This window comes from Nioella sp. MMSF_3534 (assembly GCF_030732985.1).
Classification (GTDB): Bacteria; Pseudomonadota; Alphaproteobacteria; order Rhodobacterales; family Rhodobacteraceae; genus Nioella.
In genome coordinates, this window is record NZ_JASHJX010000044.1 from 1 (window position 1) to 22,606 (window position 22,606).

Annotated in this window: 16 protein-coding genes; 7 read left to right on the forward strand and 9 right to left on the reverse strand. The window is 64.8% G+C overall.

All coding sequences use genetic code 11. From position 1 onward, the window contains the following. Positions 1–137: 137 nt before the first annotated feature. Positions 138–581 carry an Lrp/AsnC family transcriptional regulator gene (locus RBB16_RS16505; RefSeq protein WP_306047196.1) on the reverse strand — a complete coding sequence of 148 codons (444 nt, stop codon included), beginning with the start codon at positions 579–581 and terminating at the stop codon, positions 138–140. Between the two features lie 122 nt (positions 582–703). Here RBB16_RS16505 and RBB16_RS16510 point away from each other — a divergent pair, with 122 nt between their 5' ends. The 3 genes from RBB16_RS16510 (at position 704) to RBB16_RS16520 (ending at position 5,706) form a co-directional block, all read left to right on the forward strand. Then, on the forward strand, positions 704–4,105 hold the full coding sequence (locus tag RBB16_RS16510; RefSeq protein WP_306047197.1) for an indolepyruvate ferredoxin oxidoreductase family protein: 3,402 nt from the start codon (positions 704–706) through the stop codon (positions 4,103–4,105). Positions 4,106–4,159: 54 nt separating this feature from the next. Next, positions 4,160–5,257 carry an FAD-dependent oxidoreductase gene (locus RBB16_RS16515; RefSeq protein WP_306047198.1) on the forward strand — a complete coding sequence of 366 codons (1,098 nt, stop codon included), beginning with the start codon at positions 4,160–4,162 and terminating at the stop codon, positions 5,255–5,257. A 110-nt stretch (positions 5,258–5,367) separates the two neighbouring features. Next, a complete protein-coding gene (locus RBB16_RS16520; RefSeq protein ID WP_071690090.1) occupies positions 5,368–5,706 on the forward strand; it encodes a RidA family protein in 339 nt (112 codons plus the stop codon). A 111-nt stretch (positions 5,707–5,817) separates the two neighbouring features. Here RBB16_RS16520 and RBB16_RS16525 read toward each other — a convergent pair whose 3' ends face one another. From RBB16_RS16525 to katG, 3 genes are all read right to left on the reverse strand, one after another. Continuing rightward, complete coding sequence (locus RBB16_RS16525) at positions 5,818–9,039, reverse strand: translocation/assembly module TamB domain-containing protein (protein WP_306047199.1); 3,222 nt, start codon at positions 9,037–9,039, stop codon at positions 5,818–5,820. Next, on the reverse strand, positions 9,036–10,814 hold the full coding sequence (locus RBB16_RS16530) for an autotransporter assembly complex family protein (RefSeq protein ID WP_306047200.1): 1,779 nt from the start codon (positions 10,812–10,814) through the stop codon (positions 9,036–9,038). Before RBB16_RS16530 ends, RBB16_RS16525 begins: the two co-directional genes overlap by 4 nt. 146 nt (positions 10,815–10,960) lie before the next feature. Beyond that, positions 10,961–13,126, reverse strand: a complete 2,166-nt coding sequence (gene katG, locus RBB16_RS16535; RefSeq protein WP_306047201.1) for a catalase/peroxidase HPI — start codon at positions 13,124–13,126, stop codon at positions 10,961–10,963. Between the two features lie 206 nt (positions 13,127–13,332). Between katG and RBB16_RS16540 the strand changes: the two genes are divergently transcribed. Together RBB16_RS16540 and RBB16_RS16545 are read left to right on the forward strand one after the other, a co-directional pair. Further along, a complete protein-coding gene (locus RBB16_RS16540; protein ID WP_306047202.1) occupies positions 13,333–14,259 on the forward strand; it encodes a hydrogen peroxide-inducible genes activator in 927 nt (308 codons plus the stop codon). A gap of 83 nt (positions 14,260–14,342) precedes the next feature. Beyond that, positions 14,343–14,699, forward strand: a complete 357-nt coding sequence (locus tag RBB16_RS16545; protein ID WP_306047203.1) for a hypothetical protein — start codon at positions 14,343–14,345, stop codon at positions 14,697–14,699. Positions 14,700–14,711: 12 nt separating this feature from the next. Here RBB16_RS16545 and RBB16_RS16550 read toward each other — a convergent pair whose 3' ends face one another. Together RBB16_RS16550 and RBB16_RS16555 are read right to left on the reverse strand one after the other, a co-directional pair. Next, complete coding sequence (locus RBB16_RS16550) at positions 14,712–15,365, reverse strand: L,D-transpeptidase (protein ID WP_306047204.1); 654 nt, start codon at positions 15,363–15,365, stop codon at positions 14,712–14,714. A 130-nt stretch (positions 15,366–15,495) separates the two neighbouring features. Continuing rightward, positions 15,496–17,931, reverse strand: coding sequence for an FAD-dependent oxidoreductase (locus RBB16_RS16555; protein ID WP_306047205.1), 2,436 nt, complete (start codon positions 17,929–17,931; stop codon positions 15,496–15,498). A gap of 181 nt (positions 17,932–18,112) precedes the next feature. Here RBB16_RS16555 and RBB16_RS16560 point away from each other — a divergent pair, with 181 nt between their 5' ends. Further along, positions 18,113–19,636: a trimethylamine methyltransferase family protein gene (locus RBB16_RS16560; protein WP_306047206.1), complete on the forward strand. Its 1,524-nt coding sequence runs from the start codon at positions 18,113–18,115 to the stop codon at positions 19,634–19,636. A gap of 1 nt (position 19,637) precedes the next feature. Here the strand turns inward: RBB16_RS16560 and RBB16_RS16565 are convergent, their stop codons facing one another. Continuing rightward, complete coding sequence (locus RBB16_RS16565) at positions 19,638–20,606, reverse strand: LysR family transcriptional regulator (protein WP_306047207.1); 969 nt, start codon at positions 20,604–20,606, stop codon at positions 19,638–19,640. Positions 20,607–20,858: 252 nt separating this feature from the next. Here RBB16_RS16565 and RBB16_RS16570 point away from each other — a divergent pair, with 252 nt between their 5' ends. Then, positions 20,859–21,248, forward strand: coding sequence for a carboxymuconolactone decarboxylase family protein (locus tag RBB16_RS16570; RefSeq protein ID WP_306047208.1), 390 nt, complete (start codon positions 20,859–20,861; stop codon positions 21,246–21,248). On the opposite strand, the gene RBB16_RS16575 is transcribed toward RBB16_RS16570, so the two are convergent. Continuing rightward, a complete protein-coding gene (locus RBB16_RS16575; protein WP_306047209.1) occupies positions 21,245–22,168 on the reverse strand; it encodes a 2-dehydropantoate 2-reductase in 924 nt (307 codons plus the stop codon). The two genes, RBB16_RS16570 and RBB16_RS16575, sit on opposite strands and share 4 nt — an antisense overlap. A 2-nt stretch (positions 22,169–22,170) precedes the next feature. Continuing rightward, positions 22,171–22,590 carry a thioesterase family protein gene (locus RBB16_RS16580; RefSeq protein ID WP_306047210.1) on the reverse strand — a complete coding sequence of 140 codons (420 nt, stop codon included), beginning with the start codon at positions 22,588–22,590 and terminating at the stop codon, positions 22,171–22,173. Positions 22,591–22,606: the final 16 nt, after the last annotated feature.

Below are 22,606 nucleotides of genomic sequence, written 5' to 3' on the forward strand. Positions count from 1 at the left end.
CAAAAGTCGATAACACCCCGATCCAACCCATAACAAACGATAACACCAAAATACGTGTGAAAATCACGCTTACAGGGCGCGTGTCGTTCGGGGATTCGTGTGTGACGCCCGATCGGACGGCGGGTGATTCCCCGTGCTCACCCCTTCACGGATCGCAGAATCACATTGGTCTGCGCGGAGGCCACCGCCGGGATGCGGAACAGAAACTGTTCGAGAAAGCGGTTATAGGCGTCGATATCCGGGCATGTGACATGCAGATGGTAATCCGCCTGGCCCGTCGTGGCATGGCAGGCGCGCACCTCGTCGCGGTGTTTCACGGCGCGGATGAAGGCGCTCAGCTGTTCCGGGTCGTGGCGGGTCAGCTGCACATGGACGATGGCCTTGAACCCGAGCCCGCGCTTCGCATCATTGATGCGCACCCCGTATCCTTCGATCACACCCGCTTCTTCCAGCGCCCGCACCCGTCGCCAGCAGGACGAGGCAGACAGTCCCACTTTCTCGGCCAGATCGGCATTCGAGATGCGGCTGTCCTTTTGCAGGGCACTGAGAATCTGTTCGTCGATACCGTCCAGTTCTGACATGGTATTTCCCTTTATGTTCATATCTGGCTCAGTATTTCAAAATATAGGCAATCATCCAATATAATTGATCAATCTCGCCACTTCGACCGGGATATCCTGCCGCCACAGGACAGGAGCCCAGAATGACCGTACAGCCCCCGCATTTCGCCACCTATCCTCTGGATGACCGCTATGCCCGGACCGAGGGCCGCGTATTCCTGACCGGGACGCAGGCGCTGGTTCGGGTGATGCTGGACCAGGCGCGGCGCGACCGGACGGCGGGGCTGAAGACCGCCGGGTTCGTCTCGGGCTATCGCGGATCGCCGCTTGGCGGGCTGGATCAGGAGATGTGGCGGCAGAAGACGCGGCTTGCCGAAAACCGGATCGACGTCCTGCCCGCCGTCAATGAAGACCTCGGCGCGACGGCGGTCTTGGGCGCGCAACAGGCCTCGCTCGATCCGAATTGCGAGGTCGAGGGCGTGTTTTCCATGTGGTACGGCAAGGGGCCGGGGGTCGACCGGTCGGGCGACGCGCTGAAGCATGGCAACGCCTATGGCTCTGCCCCCAAGGGCGGCGTTCTGGTGGTGGCGGGGGATGATCATGGGTGTGTGTCGTCCTCCATGCCGCATCAGTCGGATGTGGCGTTCATGGCCTGGTTCATGCCGACTCTGAACCCTGCCAGCATCGGGGAATACCTCAGCTTCGGGGCCTATGGTCTTGCCCTGTCACGGTTTTCCGGCGCTTGGGTCGGGTTCAAGGCAATCTCGGAAACGGTTGAGGCGGGCCAATCGGTTGAGATCCCGGCAGAGCGCGCATTCGTCCAGCCCGTTTTCACACCCCCGCCGGGTGGCCTGCATGTGCGCGCGTCCGACATGCCAAGCCCCGAGATCGAAACCCGGATCGGGGCCAAACTGGGCGCGGTCGAGGCCTTCGTGGAGGCCAATCCGATTGACCGGCGGATCTATGACATTCCCGATGCGCGCTACGGGATCGTGACCACCGGCAAGGGGCATCTCGACTTGATGGAGGCGCTGCGGCTGCTCGGGCTGGATGAGACCGCCTGCCGCCGGCTCGGCATCGACATCTACAAGGTCGGCATGGTCTGGCCGCTGGCGCGCCGCGATGCGCTGGCTTTCGTGTCCGGGAAGGAAGAAGTGCTGGTCATCGAGGAAAAGCGCGGCATTATCGAAAGCCAGTTCAAGGAGTATTTCTATGACTGGCCCGGTCACAAACCGCAGCGCATGGTGGGCAAACATCGGGCGGCGGGCGATCCGCTGATCCCCTGGACGGGCGAGCTGAGCCCATTGTTGCTGGTGCCCGTGGTAGCCGAACGCCTGCACCCGTTCTTCCCGGATGAGAACCTGCCCGAGAAGGCCCGGGCGCTGACGGAGACCCCGGCCCCGGTTCTGAGCGTTCCGGGCGCAACGCGGACGCCCTATTTCTGTTCCGGGTGTCCCCACAACAGCTCCACCAAACTGCCCGAAGGCAGCGTCGCCAACTCCGGCATTGGCTGTCACGTCATGGCGGGCTGGATGGACCGCAATACGCTCGGCTATGCGCAGATGGATGGCGAGGGGGTGCCGTGGTCGGTCGCCTCCCGGTTTACCGGCGGCGGTCACCGGTTTCAGAATCTGGGCGAGGGGACATGGTATCATTCCGGGTCCCTTGCCATCCGGCAGGCGGTCGCGGCGGGGGCGGATATCACTTACAAGATCCTCTATAATGATGCCGTGGCCATGACTGGCGGGCAGCCGGTGGACGGCCCCGTCAGCCCCGCCGCGGTGGCTCAGGCCTGCCGGGCCGAAGGGGTGGACCGGATCGCGGTGGTGTCGGACGATATCGGCAAATTCCGGCGCAGCGACTTCCCCGCGCATACCAGCTTTCACGACCGGGCGGATCTGATGCCCGTGCAGCGGGAATTGCGGCAGGTGAAGGGCGTCTCGGTTCTTCTATATGAACAGGCCTGTGCGACTGAAAAGCGCCGCCGCCGCAAGCGGGGCAAGGCTGAGGACCCCAAGCGCTTTGCCTATATCAACCCGCTTGTCTGTGAGGGCTGCGGCGATTGCTCGGTTGAATCGAACTGCCTGTCGATCGAGCCGCGTGAAACGGAGTTCGGGCGCAAGCGCAGGGTGAACCTGTCCAGCTGCAACAAGGATTTCTCTTGCCTTGGTGGATTCTGCCCCAGTTTTGTAACGGTGGAAGGCGGTGCACGGCGCAAACCCGCGCCGGTGGCGTTGGAGCTTGAGGCGTTGAAGGCCGGGCTTCCGGTGCCAGACGCGCCCGACCTGTTCCGTCCCTTCGATCTGCTGGTCGCGGGCGTTGGCGGCACCGGCGTCGTGACCGTGGGCGCGCTGATCACCATGGCCGCCCATCTGGAAGGCAAGGGGGCCAGCGTGCTGGACTTCACCGGCTTCGCGCAGAAATTCGGCACGGTTCTGGGCTATGTGCGGATCGGAGCCAGCCCCGAATCCATAAACCAGATGCGCATTGAACGCGGATCGGCGGATGCGGTCATCGGCTGTGACGCGGTTGTGTGTTCGTCACCCAAGGCGTCTGTCCACTACCGGCAGGGCACGCGCGTGGTCCTGAACCGGGCCGAGATGCCAACCGGTGATCTGGTGCTGCACCGGGACGCGCAGTTGAAGATAGCCGAACGCGAGGCGCTGATCCGGGCCACCGTTGGCGCGGATGTGATGGCCTTCGGCGCCAATCAGGCGGCGGAAAAACTGATGGGGGACAGTGTCTTCGCCAATATCATGCTGCTTGGCGCGGCCTATCAGCAAGGGCTGGTGCCGGTCAGTGAGCTTGCCTTGAAACAGGCCATCCTGCTCAACGGCGTGGCGGTCGACAGGAACGCAATGGCCTTCGATCTGGGGCGGGTGATGGCAGTGCGGCCGGAGGTGCTGGAACCCTATCTGGGTGGCACAGCGCCGCGGGCCAAGACACTGGACGAGGTGATTGCCGCCCGCGCCGACTTCCTCACCGCCTATCAGAACGCCGCCTATGCCCGCCGCTTCACCGACCGGATCGCCGCCTTTCGCAAGGCCGTGCCCGAGGCCGGGGAGGAGGTTGTCGTGGCGGCTGCGAAATCGCTGTTCAAGCTGATGGCCATAAAGGATGAATACGAGGTCGCGCGGTTGTTCACCCAAACCGGTTTCGATCAGGAACTGGCCGAGCAGTTCGAGGGCGATTTCCGCGTTGTCCATCACCTTGCTCCGCCACTCCTGTCGTTTCGCCGGGATGATCGGGGGCGCCCCGTCAAGCGCGGGTTCGGTCCCTTGGTGCGGCCGGTGTTCAAAGGTCTGGCCAAGCTGAGACGGGTGCGGGGCACCTGGGCCGATCCCTTCCGCTTCAGTGCGGATCGGCGCCTGGACAGGGATTTGCTAACGTGGTTCGAACGCGTCCTGACGCATGTGGAAAGTCACCATGACCCTGAGACGGCGCTTGATCTGCTGTCCGCCCCGATGGAGATCCGCGGCTATGGCCCGGTGCGGGAGGACGCGGCCATAAAGGTGCGCGCCGGGATGCCCGAGGGCCTGCGCTGACTTGACTTCACCGGTCTGCCTGACGCTCATGGGGGGCAGAAGAAGGGGCGCGGGATGCAGGCGGAGTATGCGATCATCGGCGGCGGGGTCGTCGGGCTGTCCGTGGCCTGGGGGTTGCAACGGCGCGGCTTGCGGGTGGTCGTACTGGACGGCAGCGACGGGGATTTCCGCGCCAGCCGGGGCAATTTCGGGCTGATCTGGGTACAGGGCAAGGGCATGTATGCGCCGCGCTATGCGGAGTGGACGAGAGGCTCTGCGGCGCTGTGGGCCGCCTTCGCGTCAGAGTTGGGCGAGTGCACGGGGCGCGATCTCTGGCTCAGGCAGGATGGCGGCTACGAGGTGTTTTTCGATGATGCCGAAATGGCCCGGACCGCTGCCGCCTATGAGGGCCTGAAAGCGCGGCTTGGGGGCGACTACCCCTACGAGATCCTGGGGGGCAATGCGCTGCGCCGTGAAGAACCTGCGATCGGTCCCAGGGCGGTTGGCGCGATTCTGCATGGCGAGGATGGCCATACCAGCCCGCTGCTTCTGCTGCGCGCGCTGGCAGATGATTTCCGTCGCCTTGGCGGGCGGGTGCTGACCGGCAGGCAGGTGATTGCGGTGGACCGGCCCGACGGGTTCCGCATGACCTGCGCGGATGGCGAAACGGTGGAGGCGGGCAAGATCGTGCTGGCAGCGGGGCTTGGGGCCGCAACGCTTGGGCCGATGCTGGGGTTTCGGGCCCCCGTCCGGCCACAGCGGGGGCAGATCCTGATCACCGAGAAATTGCCGAAACTGCTTCGCCGTCCCACGGTCGATCTGCGCCAGGTGGAGGCGGGCGGGGTTCAGATTGGGGCCACGAACGAGGAGGTGGGCTTTGACGATCATTCGACGCAGCCGGCCATGGCCCGGCTGGCGGCGCGGGCGGTCGAGACGGTCCCGGCACTGGCAAAGGCCCAGATTGTGCGGTCCTGGGCGGCACTTCGGGTCATGACCCCGGACGGGCTGCCGATCTATCAGGAAAGCGCCGCAATGCCCGGTGCCTTTCTGGTCACCTGCCATAGCGGCATTACCCTTGCTGCGGCCCATGCGCTGCGCCTGCCGGACTGGTTGGAAGCCAAGCGCGGCGCGCCGGACCTTGCCGCGTTCTCCGAGGATCGCTTTTCGCGCTAGCGCTGCTTGTCGCGCGTCTGGGGCATGGCTATGCAGGCAGAACGCGTCGGCCCGCCATGGTGGCGGTGCCAACACCCAACACCCAACACCCAGCATCAAGGACACTCCCCATGATCGAACGTTTCGAAACCGGCACCCGCATGAGCCAGTTCGTCAAGCATAACGGCACCGTCTATCTGGCCGGTCAGGTCGGCGAGGGTGCCACGGTGGCCGATCAGACCCGCGATTGCCTGGCGCAGGTGGAGCGGCTGCTGGCCGAGGCAGGGTCCGGCACCGACAAGATGCTGCAAGCCATCATCTGGCTGGCGGATATGGCAGATTTCGCCGAGATGAACGAGGTCTGGGATGCGTGGGTTCCCGCGGGTCACGCCCCGGTGCGCGCCTGTGGCGAGGCCAAGCTTGCGGCGCCGAAATACCTGGTGGAAGTCATCGTTGTGGCGGCCTGCTGAAGCGCTGCGAGGCCTCCTGCCCTGATCGGGTGAAAAGGCGCTTCGAAGCGCCTTGTGACGGGCCTTCGAAGGCCCGTTTCCACCGCCCTGCGGCCGATCGCATTCCAGACCTCAGTAATCGCGCTCGAAGAACACGCCGATGCTGCTGTCGCCATCGGTGGCAAAGGCGCCACGTGCCGTGATGTTCGGGGTGAGATCGAGGTTCAGGGAAACCTCGGCCTCGCCATTCGCGCCGATCTCTGCGTCGGTATAGAGATTGTCCGAGATATAGCGCCCGACGCGCAGGCTGGCATTGCCCTCGGAATCGGTCGAAAGGTCCAGATCGTCCACGCCGAGGCTGTCACGCAGGCCCCCGATGATCCCCTGTCCGCCCGCCACCCCCGACACCGCATCGACCAGTTGCAGCGCCTGTACCGGCGACAGGCTGGTCGCGCTGCGGCCAAAGAAGAGCCGGGCGAGGATCTCGTCCTGCGGCAGATCGGGGACGGAGCTGATGGTCAGTTCGGGGGCCGAGGCCGGACCCTCGATGGTGATCAGTGCCGTGATCTCACCGGTCTGGGTGCCTGCGACCACGCGCAGGTAAGGGTCGAAACCGCCCTGGAGGCTGGCCGTCGCCTCGGAGATATCGAAGCGCTGACCAAGGAAGGACAGTCGCCCGCGGATCAGCTCGAACTGGCCCGATGGCGCGACGGCGGCGCTGGTGCCGCCAAGGCGGATGCTGCCGCCAAGTTCCGCGTCCAGACCGGACCCGCGCAGGAAGATCCGTGCGGGGGCGTTGATGGTCAGGTCCAGCGACACCGGCGCGCTGCTGCCGCCATTGCCCGATGCGATCAGACCGGCCCGGTCGCGGGTGGCATATTGCGCGCCGGACGCCCCGATATGGGCGATCTCGGGGATCGGTTCGGAGGCGCCGAAGCTGAGATCGTCCAGCAGAACATTGGTCTCACCCAGGGTGATCAGGCCAGAGACATGGGGGCCCGCGGCCAAGGCGCCATCGACGGTGATCGTGCCGGTGTCGATCGCGGTCTGGAACAGGTCTTCCTCGGTCACCTGAACGGCGGACAGTGTCACCTCGACCCGGCCGGGAAGGCCGGGGGCCGTCAGGTCCAGCGCCCCGTCGAATGTCATTCGTCCGCCCGGCTGAATGCCGCTGCTGCCCGACAGGTTCAGCCGGCTGCCTGCGATGCTTGCGGTCAGGTCCAGCCCCTCCAGCACCATGCCGAGAGAGGGAAGCGACACGCGCGCGCCGCCGGTGGACAGGGTGCCGGCAAGAGAGGAGAGCGCCGGGGCACCGTTGACCGTCAGGTCGAACCGCGCGGTGCCGCGCACGGAACGCGGGGTGATGAACGGATCGGCCAGCGCCAGCGGCAGGCTGCCCGACAGGGCAAGCTCCACCGCGCCACCGGGCAGGCCGATCCGGCCGGTCACGTCGCTTGCCAGCCCGCCTTGCCCGCTGGCCTCGCCAGACAGGGTCCAGGGCATCGTGTCATTGGCGCGCGTCAGGGTCAGGCTGGCGTCCACGGGGCCGGATATGGCCGAGGTCAGCAGCCCCGCATTGGCCAGCCGTGCGGTCGCCGCGAGCGTGCTGCTGCCCGATGAGAGCCGTCCCTCTGCACTGGCGGACAGGGCCGATCCGGTCAGTTCGAACCGGTCCAGATGCAGCCCCTCACCATCGCGGCGCATTGCGGTTTCGATCCGGGTTTCCCCCGCGATCAGGGCGGGCGGTATCGCGTCGCCCGCGCGCAAATCCTGTGCGGTCAAATCGGCGGTTGCGTCGAATGCACCCGATAACAGGTCTGCCTCTGCCAGCAGCGTCATCTGCGCGGACCCTTCCAGATCCTGCCCCGCAAGCCCCGCGAAGGCAGACAGATCGGGCATTGCTGCGCGCAGGTCCAGTTCGGCCAGAAGGGCGCTCTCCCCGGTGCGGAACCGGGCCGCCCCGAGCAGCGTGGCGGTGTCGCCGGTCATGGCGATCCGGGTCAGGTCCAGCGGCTCCCCCGTCTGCCAGTCGGCGCGCAGGGACAGGCGCGCGGCGCGGCCCATGGCGGCTTGCAGGTCGGGCTCGGAATGCGACAGCCCTTCCAAAGCAGCCAGCAGATCGGCGGTGACGGCGAAGTCCCCCGCATCTGGCGGGGTGATGCTGCCAGACAGGGTCAGCTCGGCGCGGTCAACGCCGATGTCACCGGCGCGCAGGTCGGAAATCGCGGCCTCGCCGGTCCAGCCATTACCGGCAGCGCGGTCATAGCCGAGCGTCAGGTTTGCCTCGGTCAGGGTGACGGGCGGACCGGCAATCGGCAGGCGCACGGGGCCGCCGCTGGCATCCGAGATGAGACCGGCCACCTGAAATCGCAGGGGCGTGTTGTCGGCGGCGAGTGCGGCAGAGCCTTCCAGCGACAGCGAATGACTGGTCAGGGCAAAGCTTTCCAGCACGGTGCCGCCAGCCGTGGGGCGGGTCAGAACCGCCTCCAGCCCTGTGCGCGATCCGAAGAAGGCCTGATATTCGGGCAGCACCAGATGCGCCAGATCACCGGTCAGTGCGGCGCTGATCTGCGCGGTTCCGTCCTCTGACCGGGCGGATATCAGCGTTCCGCTGACCCTTGGTTCACCGTCGGTGGCCAGGGTCAGGTCAATCGCCAGATCGTCCAGCGGCCCGGCCCCGGCAATGTCCATCGCGACCGAGGGGGCGTCGGGGATGCCCAGAAGCGTGACCGCGATGCCTCCGGGGTCTTCCGCCAGCTCCAGCGACAGGTCCAGTTGCCGGGTCTGGTTCTGAAAGCCCGCCCGGAGGGCAAAGCGCCCCTCTGGTCCGTCCAGCCGGGCAAGCGTCAGCTCCGCCGCGCCGGTGCCTTCGGCAAGGCTGGCCGCGCCGGAAAGGGTCGCGGTGACGGGGAACCCCACAAGCGATGCGCCAAGCTCTATCCTGTCAATGGCAAGCGCCCCGAGGGCAATGGACACCGGCAGGTCCGGCAGCTCGAATGGCGTTGCTTCCGGTGCGGCGGGGTCGGTCTCGCCCGTGGGCAGACGGTCCAGCACGATGCGCGCGGCGGCCAGCCGGTCCACTTCCAGCGCGCCCCGCAGAAGGGCCGAGCGGGTCCATGTCAGCTCTGCGTCCTCGATGGTCAGCCAGACGCCGTCCGCATCCGAGATCGTCAGCAGATCCAGCGTTGCGGTAGAGCTGAGTGCACCCTGAAAGCCTTCGATCCGCACCTGACGGGCATTGCCATCGGACAGCGCCCCCTCGATCAGCTGCACCAGCCGCCCGCGGTCATCCTCTTGCGCGTGGAGCGGCAAGGCGATCAGCAGCGCCAGCGATATGATCAGCGCCCGGATCAAAACGCCTGTCCGATGCCGATGTAGAAATACAGGTCTTCACCCACTCCATCGCCGCTCACCGGTGTCGCCAGATCCAGCCGGATCGGCCCCACCGGGGTGTCATAGCGCACCCCGATCCCGGCGCCCGAATGCCAACTGCCGCCCGCGTCCCAGTACGGGCCGGAGGAGACATAGCCGGTATCTGCGAACAGCACCGCGCCGAAATTGCCGAACAGATCCTGCCTGATTTCCAGCGATGAGCCGAAGAAACTGCGCCCGCCGGTCAGCACGCCGCCCTGCATCGCACCGAGCGACTGGTAACCTTGGCCGCGCACGGTATCGGCCCCGCCGGAAAAGAACAGCCAGTCGGGGGGAAGGGTATTGATCGCACCGCCATCCAGTGTGCCCAGTTGCAGGCGCGCGGCCAGACGGGTGCCGCTGGTCTGCCCAAACGCCCAATAAGCCCGCGCATCGGCCGTGAACCGCGCGCCGCCCGACCCTTCGGCCATGGCAAAGGGGGTCAGGGTTGCGTCGACATACCAGCCGCTGCGCGCGTCGAAAGCGTTGTCGCGGCTGTCCCATGTCAGGCCCACGGGCAGCGACAGCATGGTCACATCGCGGGCCGAAAAGGCGTCGGTGATCTGCCCATAGCTGAGTTCCGCGAAAACCGACCCGCTGAGGGTATCGGAAAACCGGTGTTCCAGCCCGGCCTCCAGGTCGATCCTGTCGAGCGTGTAGGTCACCTCGTCGAGATGTTCCACGCTCACGCCGAAGCTGAGCCTTGTGTCGGGGGTCAATACAGCCGGAATGGAGTAAACGGACGAGGCAAGCGCGTCGAAGCCGCCGTTTTCGCCGCCAAGCCCGCTGATTTCTCCATCCAGCCGCAGCCGCTCGGCCCCGCCAAAGAGGTTGCGATGCAGCCAGTAGGTGGACAGCGTCACGCCCTCGGTCGAGGACAGTTCCGCGCCGAAGCCAAGCCTGCGCAGGGGGGCCTCGACCAGATCGGCCTCGATGGGCAGGCTGTTGTCGGGGGCAAGATTGCCTTCCGTTAGGGCCACAGAGGTAAAGGCCCCGGTGTCGCGCAGCCGCCCGGCCACGCGGTCCAGCGTTTCGGGGTCGAAGCGATTGCCAGTGGGAAGCCCTGCGATGCGGGCGATGGCCTCTGGCCGCATCCGTTCCTGCCCTTGCGGGATCAGTTGGCCAAAGAGCGCGACGGGGCCGGGATCGAGCGTGATCTGCGCGTCAAGTTCCGCCTGTGCGTGGCGCGCGGTGATCTGTTGGCTCGCGATGGCGGCGGTTGCATGCCCTTCGGCCCGCCAGCCATTGATGCCCGCCTCGGCGGCCTGCCGTAGAACGCGGGTGCCTGCGGTTGCGCCGGGGGCGAACCCCTCAGGCAGGTCCGTGCCGGGGGCCAGTGGCCCGATTTCGGTCCGGCCAAGGCGGAAGGCGGCGCCGGGGGTGACGGTGATCACCACGTCCTGAATGGGGGCAGGGGCGCGGAACGGGGAAATGTCGGCGGCCTCGCGCCGGTCAAGTCGAATGGAAATCTCGGGTCCGAAATAACCGCGTTCATAAAGCGCCGCGAGCAGACGGGAATAGTCGGACCGGGCGCTGGCAATCACGTCCTGCGCGGGCAGCGCGGCAGGGTCTTCGATGGCCATCAGGCGCGAGGCGGCGGTCAGATCGTCCTGCAATGCGCTGTCCGCGCCGATCACCTGAAGCGATACATCCGCGCGGGCCGGACCGGTCATGGTCAGGGCGGCAGCGGATAGCAGGAGAATCGGCAGGCAGCGCATGTCTGTTAACTTATAGGGCCGCCCGGCAAAGCTGAATGGAAACAACGCGGGCCGTGCGCCTGACGGGCAACATTTCGCCCGCGCCCATGAAAAAGGCCGCGCGTCGCGGGAAACGACGCGCGGCCCATTCGTGTCAGCCGGTCAGATCAGGCCAGATCGTAGCGATCCGCGGTCATGACCTTGGTCCAGGCGGCAACGAAGTCGTTCACGAACTTCTCTTTGTTGTCGTCCTGTGCATAGACTTCGGCATAGGCGCGCAGGATCGAGTTCGAGCCGAAGACCAGGTCCACACGGGTGGCGGTGAACTTGGTGTCGCCCGAGGCACGGTCCTGGATTTCATAGGTGCCATTGCCCGACGGAACCCATTTGAAGCCCATATCGGTCAGGTTGACGAAGAAATCCGTGCTGAGTGCGCCGACAGTGTCGGTGAAGACACCGTGGGCAGAGCCGCCATGGTTGGTGCCCATGACCCGCATGCCGCCAATCAGCGCCGTCATCTCATGGGCGCTGAGCCCCATCAGCTGCGCGCGGTCGAGCAGCAGCTCTTCCGGCGTCACCGCATAGTCCTTCTTCACCCAGTTGCGGAAGCCATCGGCCAGCGGTTCCAGAACGTCGAAGGACGCGGCATCGGTCATTTCGTCCGTTGCATCGCCCCGACCCGGCGCGAAGGGCACCGAGACGTCAACGCCAGCGGCCTTGGCGGCCTGTTCCACACCGACATTGCCGGCCAGAACGATGACATCCGCAACGCTTGCGCCATGCTTGGCCGCAATCGGTTCCAGCGCGGCCAGAACGCTTGCCAGACGGGCAGGCTCGTTGCCTTCCCAATCCTTCTGCGGGGCCAGGCGAATGCGCGCACCATTTGCGCCGCCGCGATAGTCGGACTGGCGGAAGGTGCGGGCGCTGTCCCATGCGGTGGCGACCATGTCGGCCACGGACAGACCAGCCGCCGCGATATCGGCCTTCACGGCATCCACGTCGTAGCCGGTGTTGCCAGCGGGAACCGGGTCTTGCCAGATCAGCTCTTCCGCCGGGGCGTCGGGGCCGACATAGCGGGTTTTGGGGCCAAGATCCCGGTGGGTCAGCTTGAACCAGGCGCGGGCGAAGCAATCGTCGAAATAGGCCGGGTCGGCCATGAATTTCTGGCAGATCGCGTTATAGGCCGGGTCGACCTTCATCGCCATATCCGCGTCAGTCATGACCAGGATACCCTTGTTCGACGGGTCGGTTGGATCGGCGGGCAGATGCTCTTCCTTGACGTTGACCGGCTTCCACTGGTTGGCCCCGGCGGGCGATTTGGTCAGTTCCCAGTCATAGCCGAACAGCAGCTCCAGATAGCCCATGTCCCACTTGGTGGGGTGGGTCGTCCATGCGCCTTCCACGCCCGAGGTCACCGCATTGGTGGCCTTGCCGCCCATGTTGGGGTTGATCCAGCCAAAGCCCTGGTTCTCGATCGGCGCACCTTCCGGCTCGGCCCCCAAAGCGCCTGCATCGCCGTTGCCATGGGCCTTGCCGACAGTGTGGCCACCAACGGTCAGAGCCGCGGTTTCCTCATCATTCATGGCCATCCGGGCGAAGGTTTCACGCACCTGCGCGGCGGTCTTCATCGGGTCGGGCTGACCGTTCACGCCCTCGGGGTTCACATAGATCAGGCCCATGTGCACGGCAGCCAGCGGGTTTTCCAGCGTCGAGGGATCGTCGAGGTTTTCGTAGCGGTTCTCGCTCGGTGCCAGCCATTCCTTTTCCGCACCCCAGTAAACGTCTTTTTCCGGGTGCCAGATGTCTTCGCGCCCATAGGCAAAGCCGAAGGTCTTCAGGCCCATGTCCTCATAGGCCATGGTGCCCGCCAGCAGGATCAGGTCGGCCCAGGAGATCTTGTTGCCGTATTTCTTCTTGACCGGCCACAGCAGGCGGCGGGCCTTGTCGAGGTTGCCGTTGTCGGGCCAGCTGTTCAGGGGCGCGAAGCGGATATTGCCGCAGCCGCCGCCGCCGCGCCCGTCGGCCAGACGATAGGAGCCAGCGGAGTGCCACGCCAGACGGATCATCAACCCGCCATAATGGCCCCAGTCTGCCGGCCACCAGTCCTGGCTGTCGTGCAGCAGCGCTTTCACATCGGCTTTGACGGCGTCGAAATCCAGCCCCTTGACCGCGTCGCGATAGTTGAAATCAGCCCCCATCGGGTTGGTCTTGCTGTCATGCTGGTGCAGAATGTCGAGGTTCAGTGTGCTCGGCCACCAATCGGTGACGCCGGTTTCCACCTTGGTGTTGGCACCGTGCATTACCGGGCATTTGCCCATGTCATTTCCGTCCATCTCTTCCTCCGATTCTGGAATCGCTCGTGTGTTCCGGGGCTGCGCGCCATCCTGGAAAACGCCTGTAGATCAAGACGGCCAGACGTTTCCGGCGTCCTTGAAGGGCAGGGCGTCTTCCTCCCGATGCGCATATTCTGGAATGGTTCTAACAAATGCAATCCATTTGTTTAAGTTGCATTTTCTGATTGTTGCAATAACTTAAAACTATGGACAACTTCACTCTCCGCCAACTTCGCTATTTCGAGGCGCTTGCGCAGCATGGTCACTTCGGTCGCGCGGCAGAGGCTTGCGCCATCTCTCAACCCGCCTTGTCCGTGCAGATCAGAGAACTGGAAGAAACGCTTGGCGCGGCGCTTTTCGAACGCAACGCAAGGCAGGTGCGGCTCACTGGCTTTGGCGAGGATGTTGCGGCGAAGGTGCGGGACATCCTGCTTAGTGCGGATGAGCTGGCCGATTTTGCCCGTCTGTCGCGCGACCGGTTGACCGGGCGTCTGCGCATCGGGGTCATTCCGACCATAGCACCCTATCTGTTGCCCACCATCATCGGCGACCTGACGCGTCGCTACCCCGGTCTCGACATGCGGCTGCGCGAAACGCTGACACCGCGCCTGATACAGGAACTTGCCGAGGGGCGGCTTGATACCGCCATCGTGGCGCTGCCAGTGTCCGAACCCTCCTTCACCGAGGTGCCGCTGTTTTCGGAAGAGTTCGTTCTGGTCCGCCCAAGCGCCGATGCGGACAAACCCGTGCCCAATGCGGAAACCCTGCGCGAGATGCGGCTGCTGCTGTTGGAAGAAGGACACTGTTTTCGCGATCAGGCGCTGTCCTTTTGCAACATGAACTCCTCGCTGCCGCGTGAATTGCTCGATGGCAGTTCCCTGTCCACGCTGGTGCAGATGGTGGGGGCAGGGATCGGGGTGACGCTGATCCCGGAAATGGCGGTGCCGGTGGAAACCCGTTCGGCATCGGTGTCGCTGGCCCGGTTCGACGCGCCGCGCCCGTCCCGGCGGATCGGCATGATCTGGCGCAACACGACGCCGCTGGCCGATCAGTTGCAGGAGGTGGCGGAGGTGGTGCGCCAATCGGCGGAAACCCTGGCCGGACGGGCAGCCGGCGCAACAGCGCGTACCTAGACCCTGCCGGAGGAGCATTGCCGTGGGCCGGTGGTTCGTGCAAAACTCCGCCAACAGACAGCTATTCTTTCGGAGACCTTAACGTGAAGATTTCAAAGCTCATTCCGGTCGCGCCCGCCTTGCTCTTCCTGACCGCCTGCGCCGAGCCGGTGCCGGAAGACGATGGCCTGCCGGGACTGCCGGTCGAGGTGACCGAGGAACTGATCGCGATGGTGGAGCCGACGCAGAGCCTGTCTTCCGTCCGCATCCTGCCCGAGGATGGCTGCTACTGGTATCGCTATTCCGGTCCCGTTGAGACGACCTACCTGCCGCTGCGCACCACGGAAGGGCGCCGCATTTGCAGCGAACAGGCGGCAGAGATCGCCGCCGCCGCAGAAGCCGAACGGCTGGCAGCAGAGGCCGCCGCCGCGGATGCAGAGGCGGCGGGTCTGGGAACCTGATGTCGGACAGGCTCAGCTTTCGGCGGTGACCCAGTCATCGGCGGGGTAGAGCGTCGCGGTCACGCCCACATCGACATTGTCGTAAAGTCCGATGATATGGGCCATCACCATCCGCACACAGCCGGAACTGGCGCGGCGGCCGATCGACCAGGGCTGCGGTGTGCCGTGAATGCGCAGATAGGTGTCGCGGTTGCCCACATAGAGATAAAGCGCCCGCGCGCCGAGCGGGTTTTCCGGCCCGCCGGGCATGCCATCGGCATATTGCTCATACACGCCCGGTTCCCGCGCGATCATGTTCGCGGTCGGCGTCCACGAGGGCCAGCGCGCCTTGCGCCCGACCGTGTAGGTGCCGGGCTCATAAAGATCGTTGCGGCCAATGGCGACGCCATAGCGCATCGCGGTGCCGTCATCCTGAATGTGGTAGAGATAGCGCGCCACGGCATCCACATGGATATCGCCCGGCGTCAGGCCGGCATTCGCCTCCACCCGCGTGGGCAGAAATCGCGGCTCGATCCCCCAGGGGTTACTGACGGCGGGATCGTAATTGGCGGGTGTAACCAGCGCATCCCATCCATCCCAATTGGCCGGCGTTGCCAGGGCCGGTCCGGCAATGGGGGCCGAAAACAGGGCGGCAGTCGTCATGATGAAATGGCGCCTGCTGAGCATGTCGCGTCTCCGATTCGAAATAGTCCGGGTTTCAGCCCGTTAATTTGGGTGTCATCGGTCCAATAGGCAAGCATTGCAAGAGCTTCACAGCCTCACATCTGCGTGTGGCATGTCTTCGCCGATGTGCGGATCAGCCGCTGACGCGATGATTTTGCGGATCATATGGGCAGGGGGCGATGACCTCTGCCGCGATCCGGTCGCCGATCAGGTCAAGATGCAGGTTTGTGCCGGGTGCGGCAAGTGCGGGCTCTACGAAGGCATAGGCGAGATTCATCCCGACCCGGTGGCCCCAATCGCCGGAGGTGACAGTGCCTGCCACCCGGTCACCCGCCAAGACCGAGGAACCGGGCGTTGCCGGGCGGTCGGTGGCATCAATCCGCAAGGTGACCAGCCTGCGGGCAGGCCCCTTTGCAACGCGCGCCTCCAACGCTGATTTGCCAATGAAATCAGCTTTGTCGAGCTTAACAAACCGCTCCAGCCCGGTTTCGAACGGGTCGAATTCGGTCAGCAGATCGGCCTTCCAGTGCAGGTATCCCTTTTCCATCCGCATGGACTCGATGGCGCGCGCGCCGAAAAGGTGCAGGCCATGCGCCTTGCCCGCCTTTCGCAGTGCCAGATAGGCGGCGTAGAGCTGGTTGTTTGGCACATGGATTTCATAGGCGAGTTCGCCCGAGAAGCTGACGGACATGACCGTGGCGGGGGCGATGCCGACAAGGCCTTCCCGCACCGAAAGCCACGGGAAGGCATCCGCCGACCAGTCGCCACGGGACACGGCGGACAGCACGTCGCGCGCTTTGGGGCCTGCAAGGACCAGGATCGTCATGTCATTGGTGAGTGAGCGGATCTGCACGTCCTCGCCAGGTCGCAGATGGTGCGTCAGCCAGTCCATATCATGTTGTTCCGCCGCCGCCGCAGACCCGTACCAGATGCGATCCGGGCCACGGTGGGAGGCGGGCAGGTTGGCGATGGTGGCCTCTGACTTGATCATACCGTGGTGGTTCAGCAGATAGCCAAGCCCCACCTTTCCGGGCTTGCGCGTCACCCGCCCGCAGATCATCCGGTCGAGGAAACCATGGGCATCCGCGCCGGTGATCTCATAGCGATTGAAGCCGTTCACCTCCGCCAGCCCCACGCCCTCGCTGACCGCTTTCACGTCCCGCGCGACAATGTCGAAGACCTCGTTGAAGCGGAAGCCGAGCGTTTCGTGGAAATCGGGCGCGGGTTTGAGGAACTCCATCCGTTCCCATCCATTCACGACCGTGAACTCCGCGCCTTCCGCCGCCAGAACCGGCGTCAGCGGCGTCGTCTTGGCGGGGCGGCCAGCGGGGCGGTGTTCATGGGGGAAGTGAAAGCGGAACTCGTTCTGGTAATCCTCGATCGCCTTCAGCGCGCATAGTTCCACGTTGCCGTGCCCGGTGAACCGGCGCGGGTCCAGCACCCAGGTGTCGTAGCAGGCCTCGCCATGGACGATCTGCTGCGCCAGCAACCAGCCATGCCCGCCGCCTTCGCCAAGACCGGCCCGCAAGCCTATGATGCAAAACGCATTTCTCTTGCCGGGGATGGGGCCGACCAGTGGCGCGCCATCAATCGTATAGGTGATGGGACCATTGACCACGGTCTTGATCCCCACCTCTGTCAGCGCGGGCATCCGCTCGAACGCGCCTTCCAACACGTCGGTGATGCGGTCGAGATCGTCGGGGCAGAGATCCATGGTGAAATTGGGGTCGATCCCGTCCATGCCCCATGTCTTGCAATCCTGTTCATAGAACCCGATCAGCAACCCGGTCTTTTCCTGTCGGCAATAATAGTCGCTGATCGGGCAGCGCAGCAGGGGCATCCGGTGGCCCGCCTGAACGATGCCGGGGATTTCCTCGGTGATGAAATACTGATGCTCCATCGACATGACGGGGTGATGCACCCCCATCATCGCGCCCACCTCATTCACCCGGTAGCCGCAGGCGTTGATCACAACATCGGTGTGAATCTCGCCCTTGGACGTTTCCACGATCCAGGTGTCATCCTGAAGCTGCCGCAGCCCCGTGACCGGGGTAAACCGATGCACCTCGGCCCCCGCCCTCCGCGCCCGCCGCGCCAGTGCCTGACACAGCTGCGCGGGGTCGATATCGCCATCCATCGGATCCCAGAGCCCGCCAATCAAATTGTCAGTCGAAATCAACGGATGCCGCCGCGCACATTCCTCTGCGTCGATCACCTCGAAATGCACCCCCATTCCCCGCGCCATCGAGGCGAAATGGCGGTAGCCGTCCATCTGCGCCTCGGTGTTGGCCAGCCGGATGCCGCCATCGCCGTGGTGGTAGTTGATGGGATAGTCCGGGTCTTCGGCCAGTTCCTTGTAAAGCGCGATGGAATGGCTTTTCAGCCCCACCATCGTCTGGTTCATCCCGAAATTCGTGACCTGCGCCGCCGAATGCCATGTGGTGCCAGAGGTCAGCTCGTCCCGTTCCAGCAGCATGACATCGGTCCAGCCCTCCTGCGTCAGGTGGTAGAGCGTGGAGCATCCGGCGATGCCGCCGCCGATCACGACGGCCTTGGTGCGGGTTTTCATGGGGCTGTGTCCTTAGGCTTTTGCGGAACTGTCAGTGCAGATGCGCCATGCGGCAAGGGCCGTGTCGTGGTTTCGAGAAAGTCGAAACTGATCTGAGAAATCCTCCAGCCCATGCGGTTTGAGTTGCCAGACCGTCCGCAACGAGGCTTTGCTCGTGTCAGGCGGGACAGGAGCGGATGACATGCAGCCAGCGGGCAGGCGATCAGGCGGGCGGCGCGACCGGTTGGCGGCGCGGGCGAGGGGCCCTGTGAACCCCTGTCCTCCGGGGCAGCGCGGCGGGCAATATGCGCCGCTGACGGGGCAGGAGTTGCGGGCGATCCATGACACCGCCCTGCGCCTGCTGGCAGAGCTCGGCATGGGCGAGGTGCCCGACCGTCTGCGCCGCGATCTGCTGACAGCGGGCGCGGTCGAGGCTTCAAACGGCCGCGTTCTGATACCCCGTTCGCTGACGGAGGACGCCATTGCCCGCGCCGCCAAACGCTTTGTCCTGCACGGTCAGGACGAGGCGCGATCCATCGAGGTGGGGGGCGATGCCGTCCATTTCGGAACCGGCGGCGCGGCGGTTCAGACGCTGGATTTGGAGACCGGGCTCTATCGTCCCTCCACCTTGCAGGACCTGCGCGATTTCACCCGTTTGCAGGACACCCTGCCCAATGTCAGCTGGTTCACCCGCTGCTGCATCGCGACCGATATGCCCGACGAGTTTTCGCTCGATGTGAACACGGTGCATGCGTTGGTCAGCAATACCACGAAACCGGTGGCAACCGCGTTCACGCTGGCCCATCACGTGGCCCCGATCGTGCAGATGCTGGATGTGGTGGCAGGCGGGGAGGGCGCATTCAGCAAGCGACCTTTCGTCAAGGCGCATATCAGCCCGGTGATTTCGCCCATGCGGTTCGGCGAGGACGCGGTGGATGTGGTCTATGAGTGTATCGCCCATAACATCCCCATGTCCTGCATCACCGCCGCGCAATCGGGGGCGACAGCCCCGGCGACGCTGGCGGGGTTTCTGGCGCAGTCGCTGGCCGAAACGCTGGCGAGCCTCGTCATGGTTCACGCGCTGAAACCCGGTCATCCCATGGTGTTTTCCAACTGGCCACTGGTCATCGACCTGCGCACCGGGGCGTTTGCGGGCGGCGGCGGAGAGATTGCGGTGATGAACGCGGCCTCGGCGCAGTTGTCGAACTGGCTTGGCTTGCCGTCGGGCGTGGCGGCCTCGATGACAGACGCCAAGGCCATCGACGCGCAATATGGGGTGGAAAAGGGGCTGACGGCGCTGGCGGCGGGGCTGGCGGGGGGCAACCTGATCTACGAAAGCTCGGGCATGACGGCCTCGCTGCTTGGCGCAAGTTTCGAGGCGTTCGTGATCGACAATGAAATGCACGCCGCCATCTACCGGATGCTGCGCGGGGTGGAGGTCAGCGAAGAGACGCTCGGCTTTGACACGATCTGCGACGTGGTGTTGGGCGAGGGGCATTTTCTGGGTGCCGACCAGACCCATGCGGCGATGGAACGGGACTATTTCTACCCAAAGCTTGCCGACCGCGATGCGCCGATGACCTGGGCGGACAAGGGCGCGCCGGATATGTGGGCGCGGGCCAGGGCCCGTGTTAGGACGATCCTTTCCGACCACGATCCGCAATACCTTTCGCCCGCATGCGACGCAGAGATCAGGGCGCTGTTTCCCGGCGTCATCCGCAACTGACCTATTGGTTCAGAATCCTGAATTCATCTGCCAGCCAGGGATGCGCGGCCACCATCGGCGCGATGATCCGGTCTTGGAGCAAGGGGCGAAGCGTGCGATCCAGTGTCTCGAACAGGCTTTGGGGCAGATCCTCGGCCCGAAAGATCGACAGCCGCCGAGCAAAGCCCGGACCCGGCAGCGGCATGATGGCGATCCGGTCGTGATGGCGGTCGGAACTGGCCACGTTCAGGGCTGTGGTGACGGTCCAGGCCTCGCCTTCGGCGATCAGCGACAGGATGGCCGGTGTGCTTTCAAACTCCAGCCGCGAGGGCAGGTCGATCCTTTGCCGCCGCAACTGTGCCTCGATCCGGCGGCCCATGAGCTGTTTGCGCGAATAGCGCAGGAAGGGCAGATCGACCCGCGCCCCCAGATATTCCCCGGCCGAGTCCTTGCGCCCCTTGGGCACGACCAGCACATAGGGGTCGCGCAACAGCGGCGCTTCGGTCAGGCGCATCACGCGGAATTCGGCGGCGGAGGCAATGCCAAGGTCGATTTCGTCGCTTTGCAGAAGCGTCAGGATGTCATGGCTGGGGCGCGACAGGAACGAGAAGGAACAGGCGGGCAGGGCGGCAGACAGGCTGGCGGCAAGCGCGGGGGTGACCTCGGTGTCCAGATCCTCGATCATCGCGATGCGCAGCGACCGGATCAGCGCGGCGGGGTCCTTGGACCAGACCTCGGAAATCCCCTTGCGCAGCAGCATCAGCGAGTCATCGACACGGGCCAGCAGGATGTCGCCCTCTTGCGTCAGTTTCATCGGGCGCTTGCCATGGTCGATCAGGGCAACACCTACGGCGTCCTCAAGGCAGGCCAGGTGGTGCGACACGGTGCTGATCGAGATTTCCAGCCGCCGCGCCGCCGCCTGAACAGAGCCGCTGCGAGCCACCGCCTGAAAGACCTCCAGCCATTTGAGGCTGAGCTTGCTACGTTCCATTCGCGGTCCCCGACATTCGAATATGTCGAAGCTAGAGAGGCATTGCGCATTCGGCAATGGCAGAGTTTCACCAGTGATCGGGGTCGGGTCCATTTCCGTCTGATCTCGGACGCCGACTGCGCGGGAAGGCGGGCACAATACAGTCGACGCGGTTCGGGACATGGGGGAGATGAAGGATATTCGCCTTGTGGAATCGCCGTTCTGCGGGCTGAAGTGGCCGGATCCAAAGTGCCTCAAAACAAGGACGAGAGAATGAGCGTTTTTGACGAAGACCTGTTCCTGAAAGGACTGGAACAGCGCAAGGCCACGGTCGGGGCGGAGTATGTGGACAGGAACCTTGCCGCTGCCGACGATTTCACCCGGCCCTTTCAGGAGGCGATGACCGCGTGGTGTTGGGGTTTTGGCTGGGGCGATGATGCGATCGACCCCAAGACGCGCAGCATGATGAACCTCGCCATGATCGGGGCGCTCGGCAAGATGCATGAATGGGAACTGCACTGCCGGGGGGCGCTGAACAACGGTGTCTCGAAAGAAGAGATCCGCGCCATCATCCACGTGGTCGCGATCTATTGCGGCGTGCCGCAGGCGCTGGAATGCTTCCGCGCTGCCCGCAAGGTTCTGGAAGAGGCGGGCGAGCTTTAGGCGCGGTATCGGGTGGAGTCTTCGGTCAGGCGGATCAGGTCGGCGACGATCCGGTTGGCCGGAGTCGGGACGCCAAGACGGTCGCCGATGCGCACCACCGCACCGTTCAGCGCGTCGATCTCGGTGCGCCGCCCGGCCATGCGGTCCTGCAACATCGACGGTTCATGATGCAGATGGTGGGCGAAAGCGTGCTCCATCATCGCGGTGACCTTGTCCAGCGAGGCATTGACGCCAGAGGCTTTCGCCACCGCAATCGCCTCTGCCGCCACCGACGCGGCCAGCCCGCGCCCCGCCTCTGACGCACCGACCGATCCGGGGGTGCCGCCGGACAGGGCACAGATCGGGTTGAGAGCACAGTTGAACGTGGCCTTTTCCCAGATCGCAACGTCGATATCGGGTTCCAGCCGCGCGGTGATGCCGCCCCTGTCCATCAGCGCCGCAATCTTGTACAAGATCGGCAGATCCTGCCCGCTGGCACTGTAAAGGTCGGTCGTGGCCGCGCCATGGGACGCCACCCGACCGGGGCCAAGGTATTCGGCTGGTGTCATCGTCATGCCGACCAGAATGCGATCACGGGTCACATGCGCGGCGATCCGGTCCACATTGCCGACGCCGTTTTGCAGGCTCAGAACATGGGCATCGGCCAGCAGAGGCTTGACCGAGGCCAGCGCATCATCCGTGTGAAAGACCTTGGTGAACAGAAGTACCAGATCGGCGGGGCCTCGAAAGGCTTCGGGCCGCATCGCGGGCAGGTGGTGGATGCTTTCTCCCTCATCCAGCGCCACATGCAACCCGCCCGCGTTGATGGCTGCGATATGGGCGTCGTTCACGTCGAGCAACGTCACATCCGCCCCGGCCCGCGCCAGCCGCGCACCATAGACGGACCCCATGGCGCCCGCACCAAGAACCGCGATCCGCATCGTCATCCTCCTGCGGCACCAAAGAGCGCCCGAACCTCGTCCGGCACCGGGCAGGAGGTGATCCCGCCCTCTTCTTTCCGGCGCACCAGAACCCGTTTTTCAAACCCTTCCACGGCCAGCACATCCCCCCGCATCAGCCGGTGTGATACGTCGAAACTGGACCGGCCAAAGCCGGTGATGGTGGTCTCGATCACCACCTCGTCGCCATAGCTGGACGGAACGTGGAATGTCGCGCGTGTATCGACCATCGGAAAGCCAACCACCTGAAAGCGGCGTAGAAGGTCCGGTTTGGGCAGCCCGGCGGCCTTGAAGTGATGCGCGGTCGAGGCGTCGAACCAGGCGAAATAGCGCGGGTAGAAGACGATATCGGCGGGGTCGCAATCGCCCCACTCGATCTGAACGGTCCGGCGGCTGGTCAGCATCGGGTTGGTCCTTTCC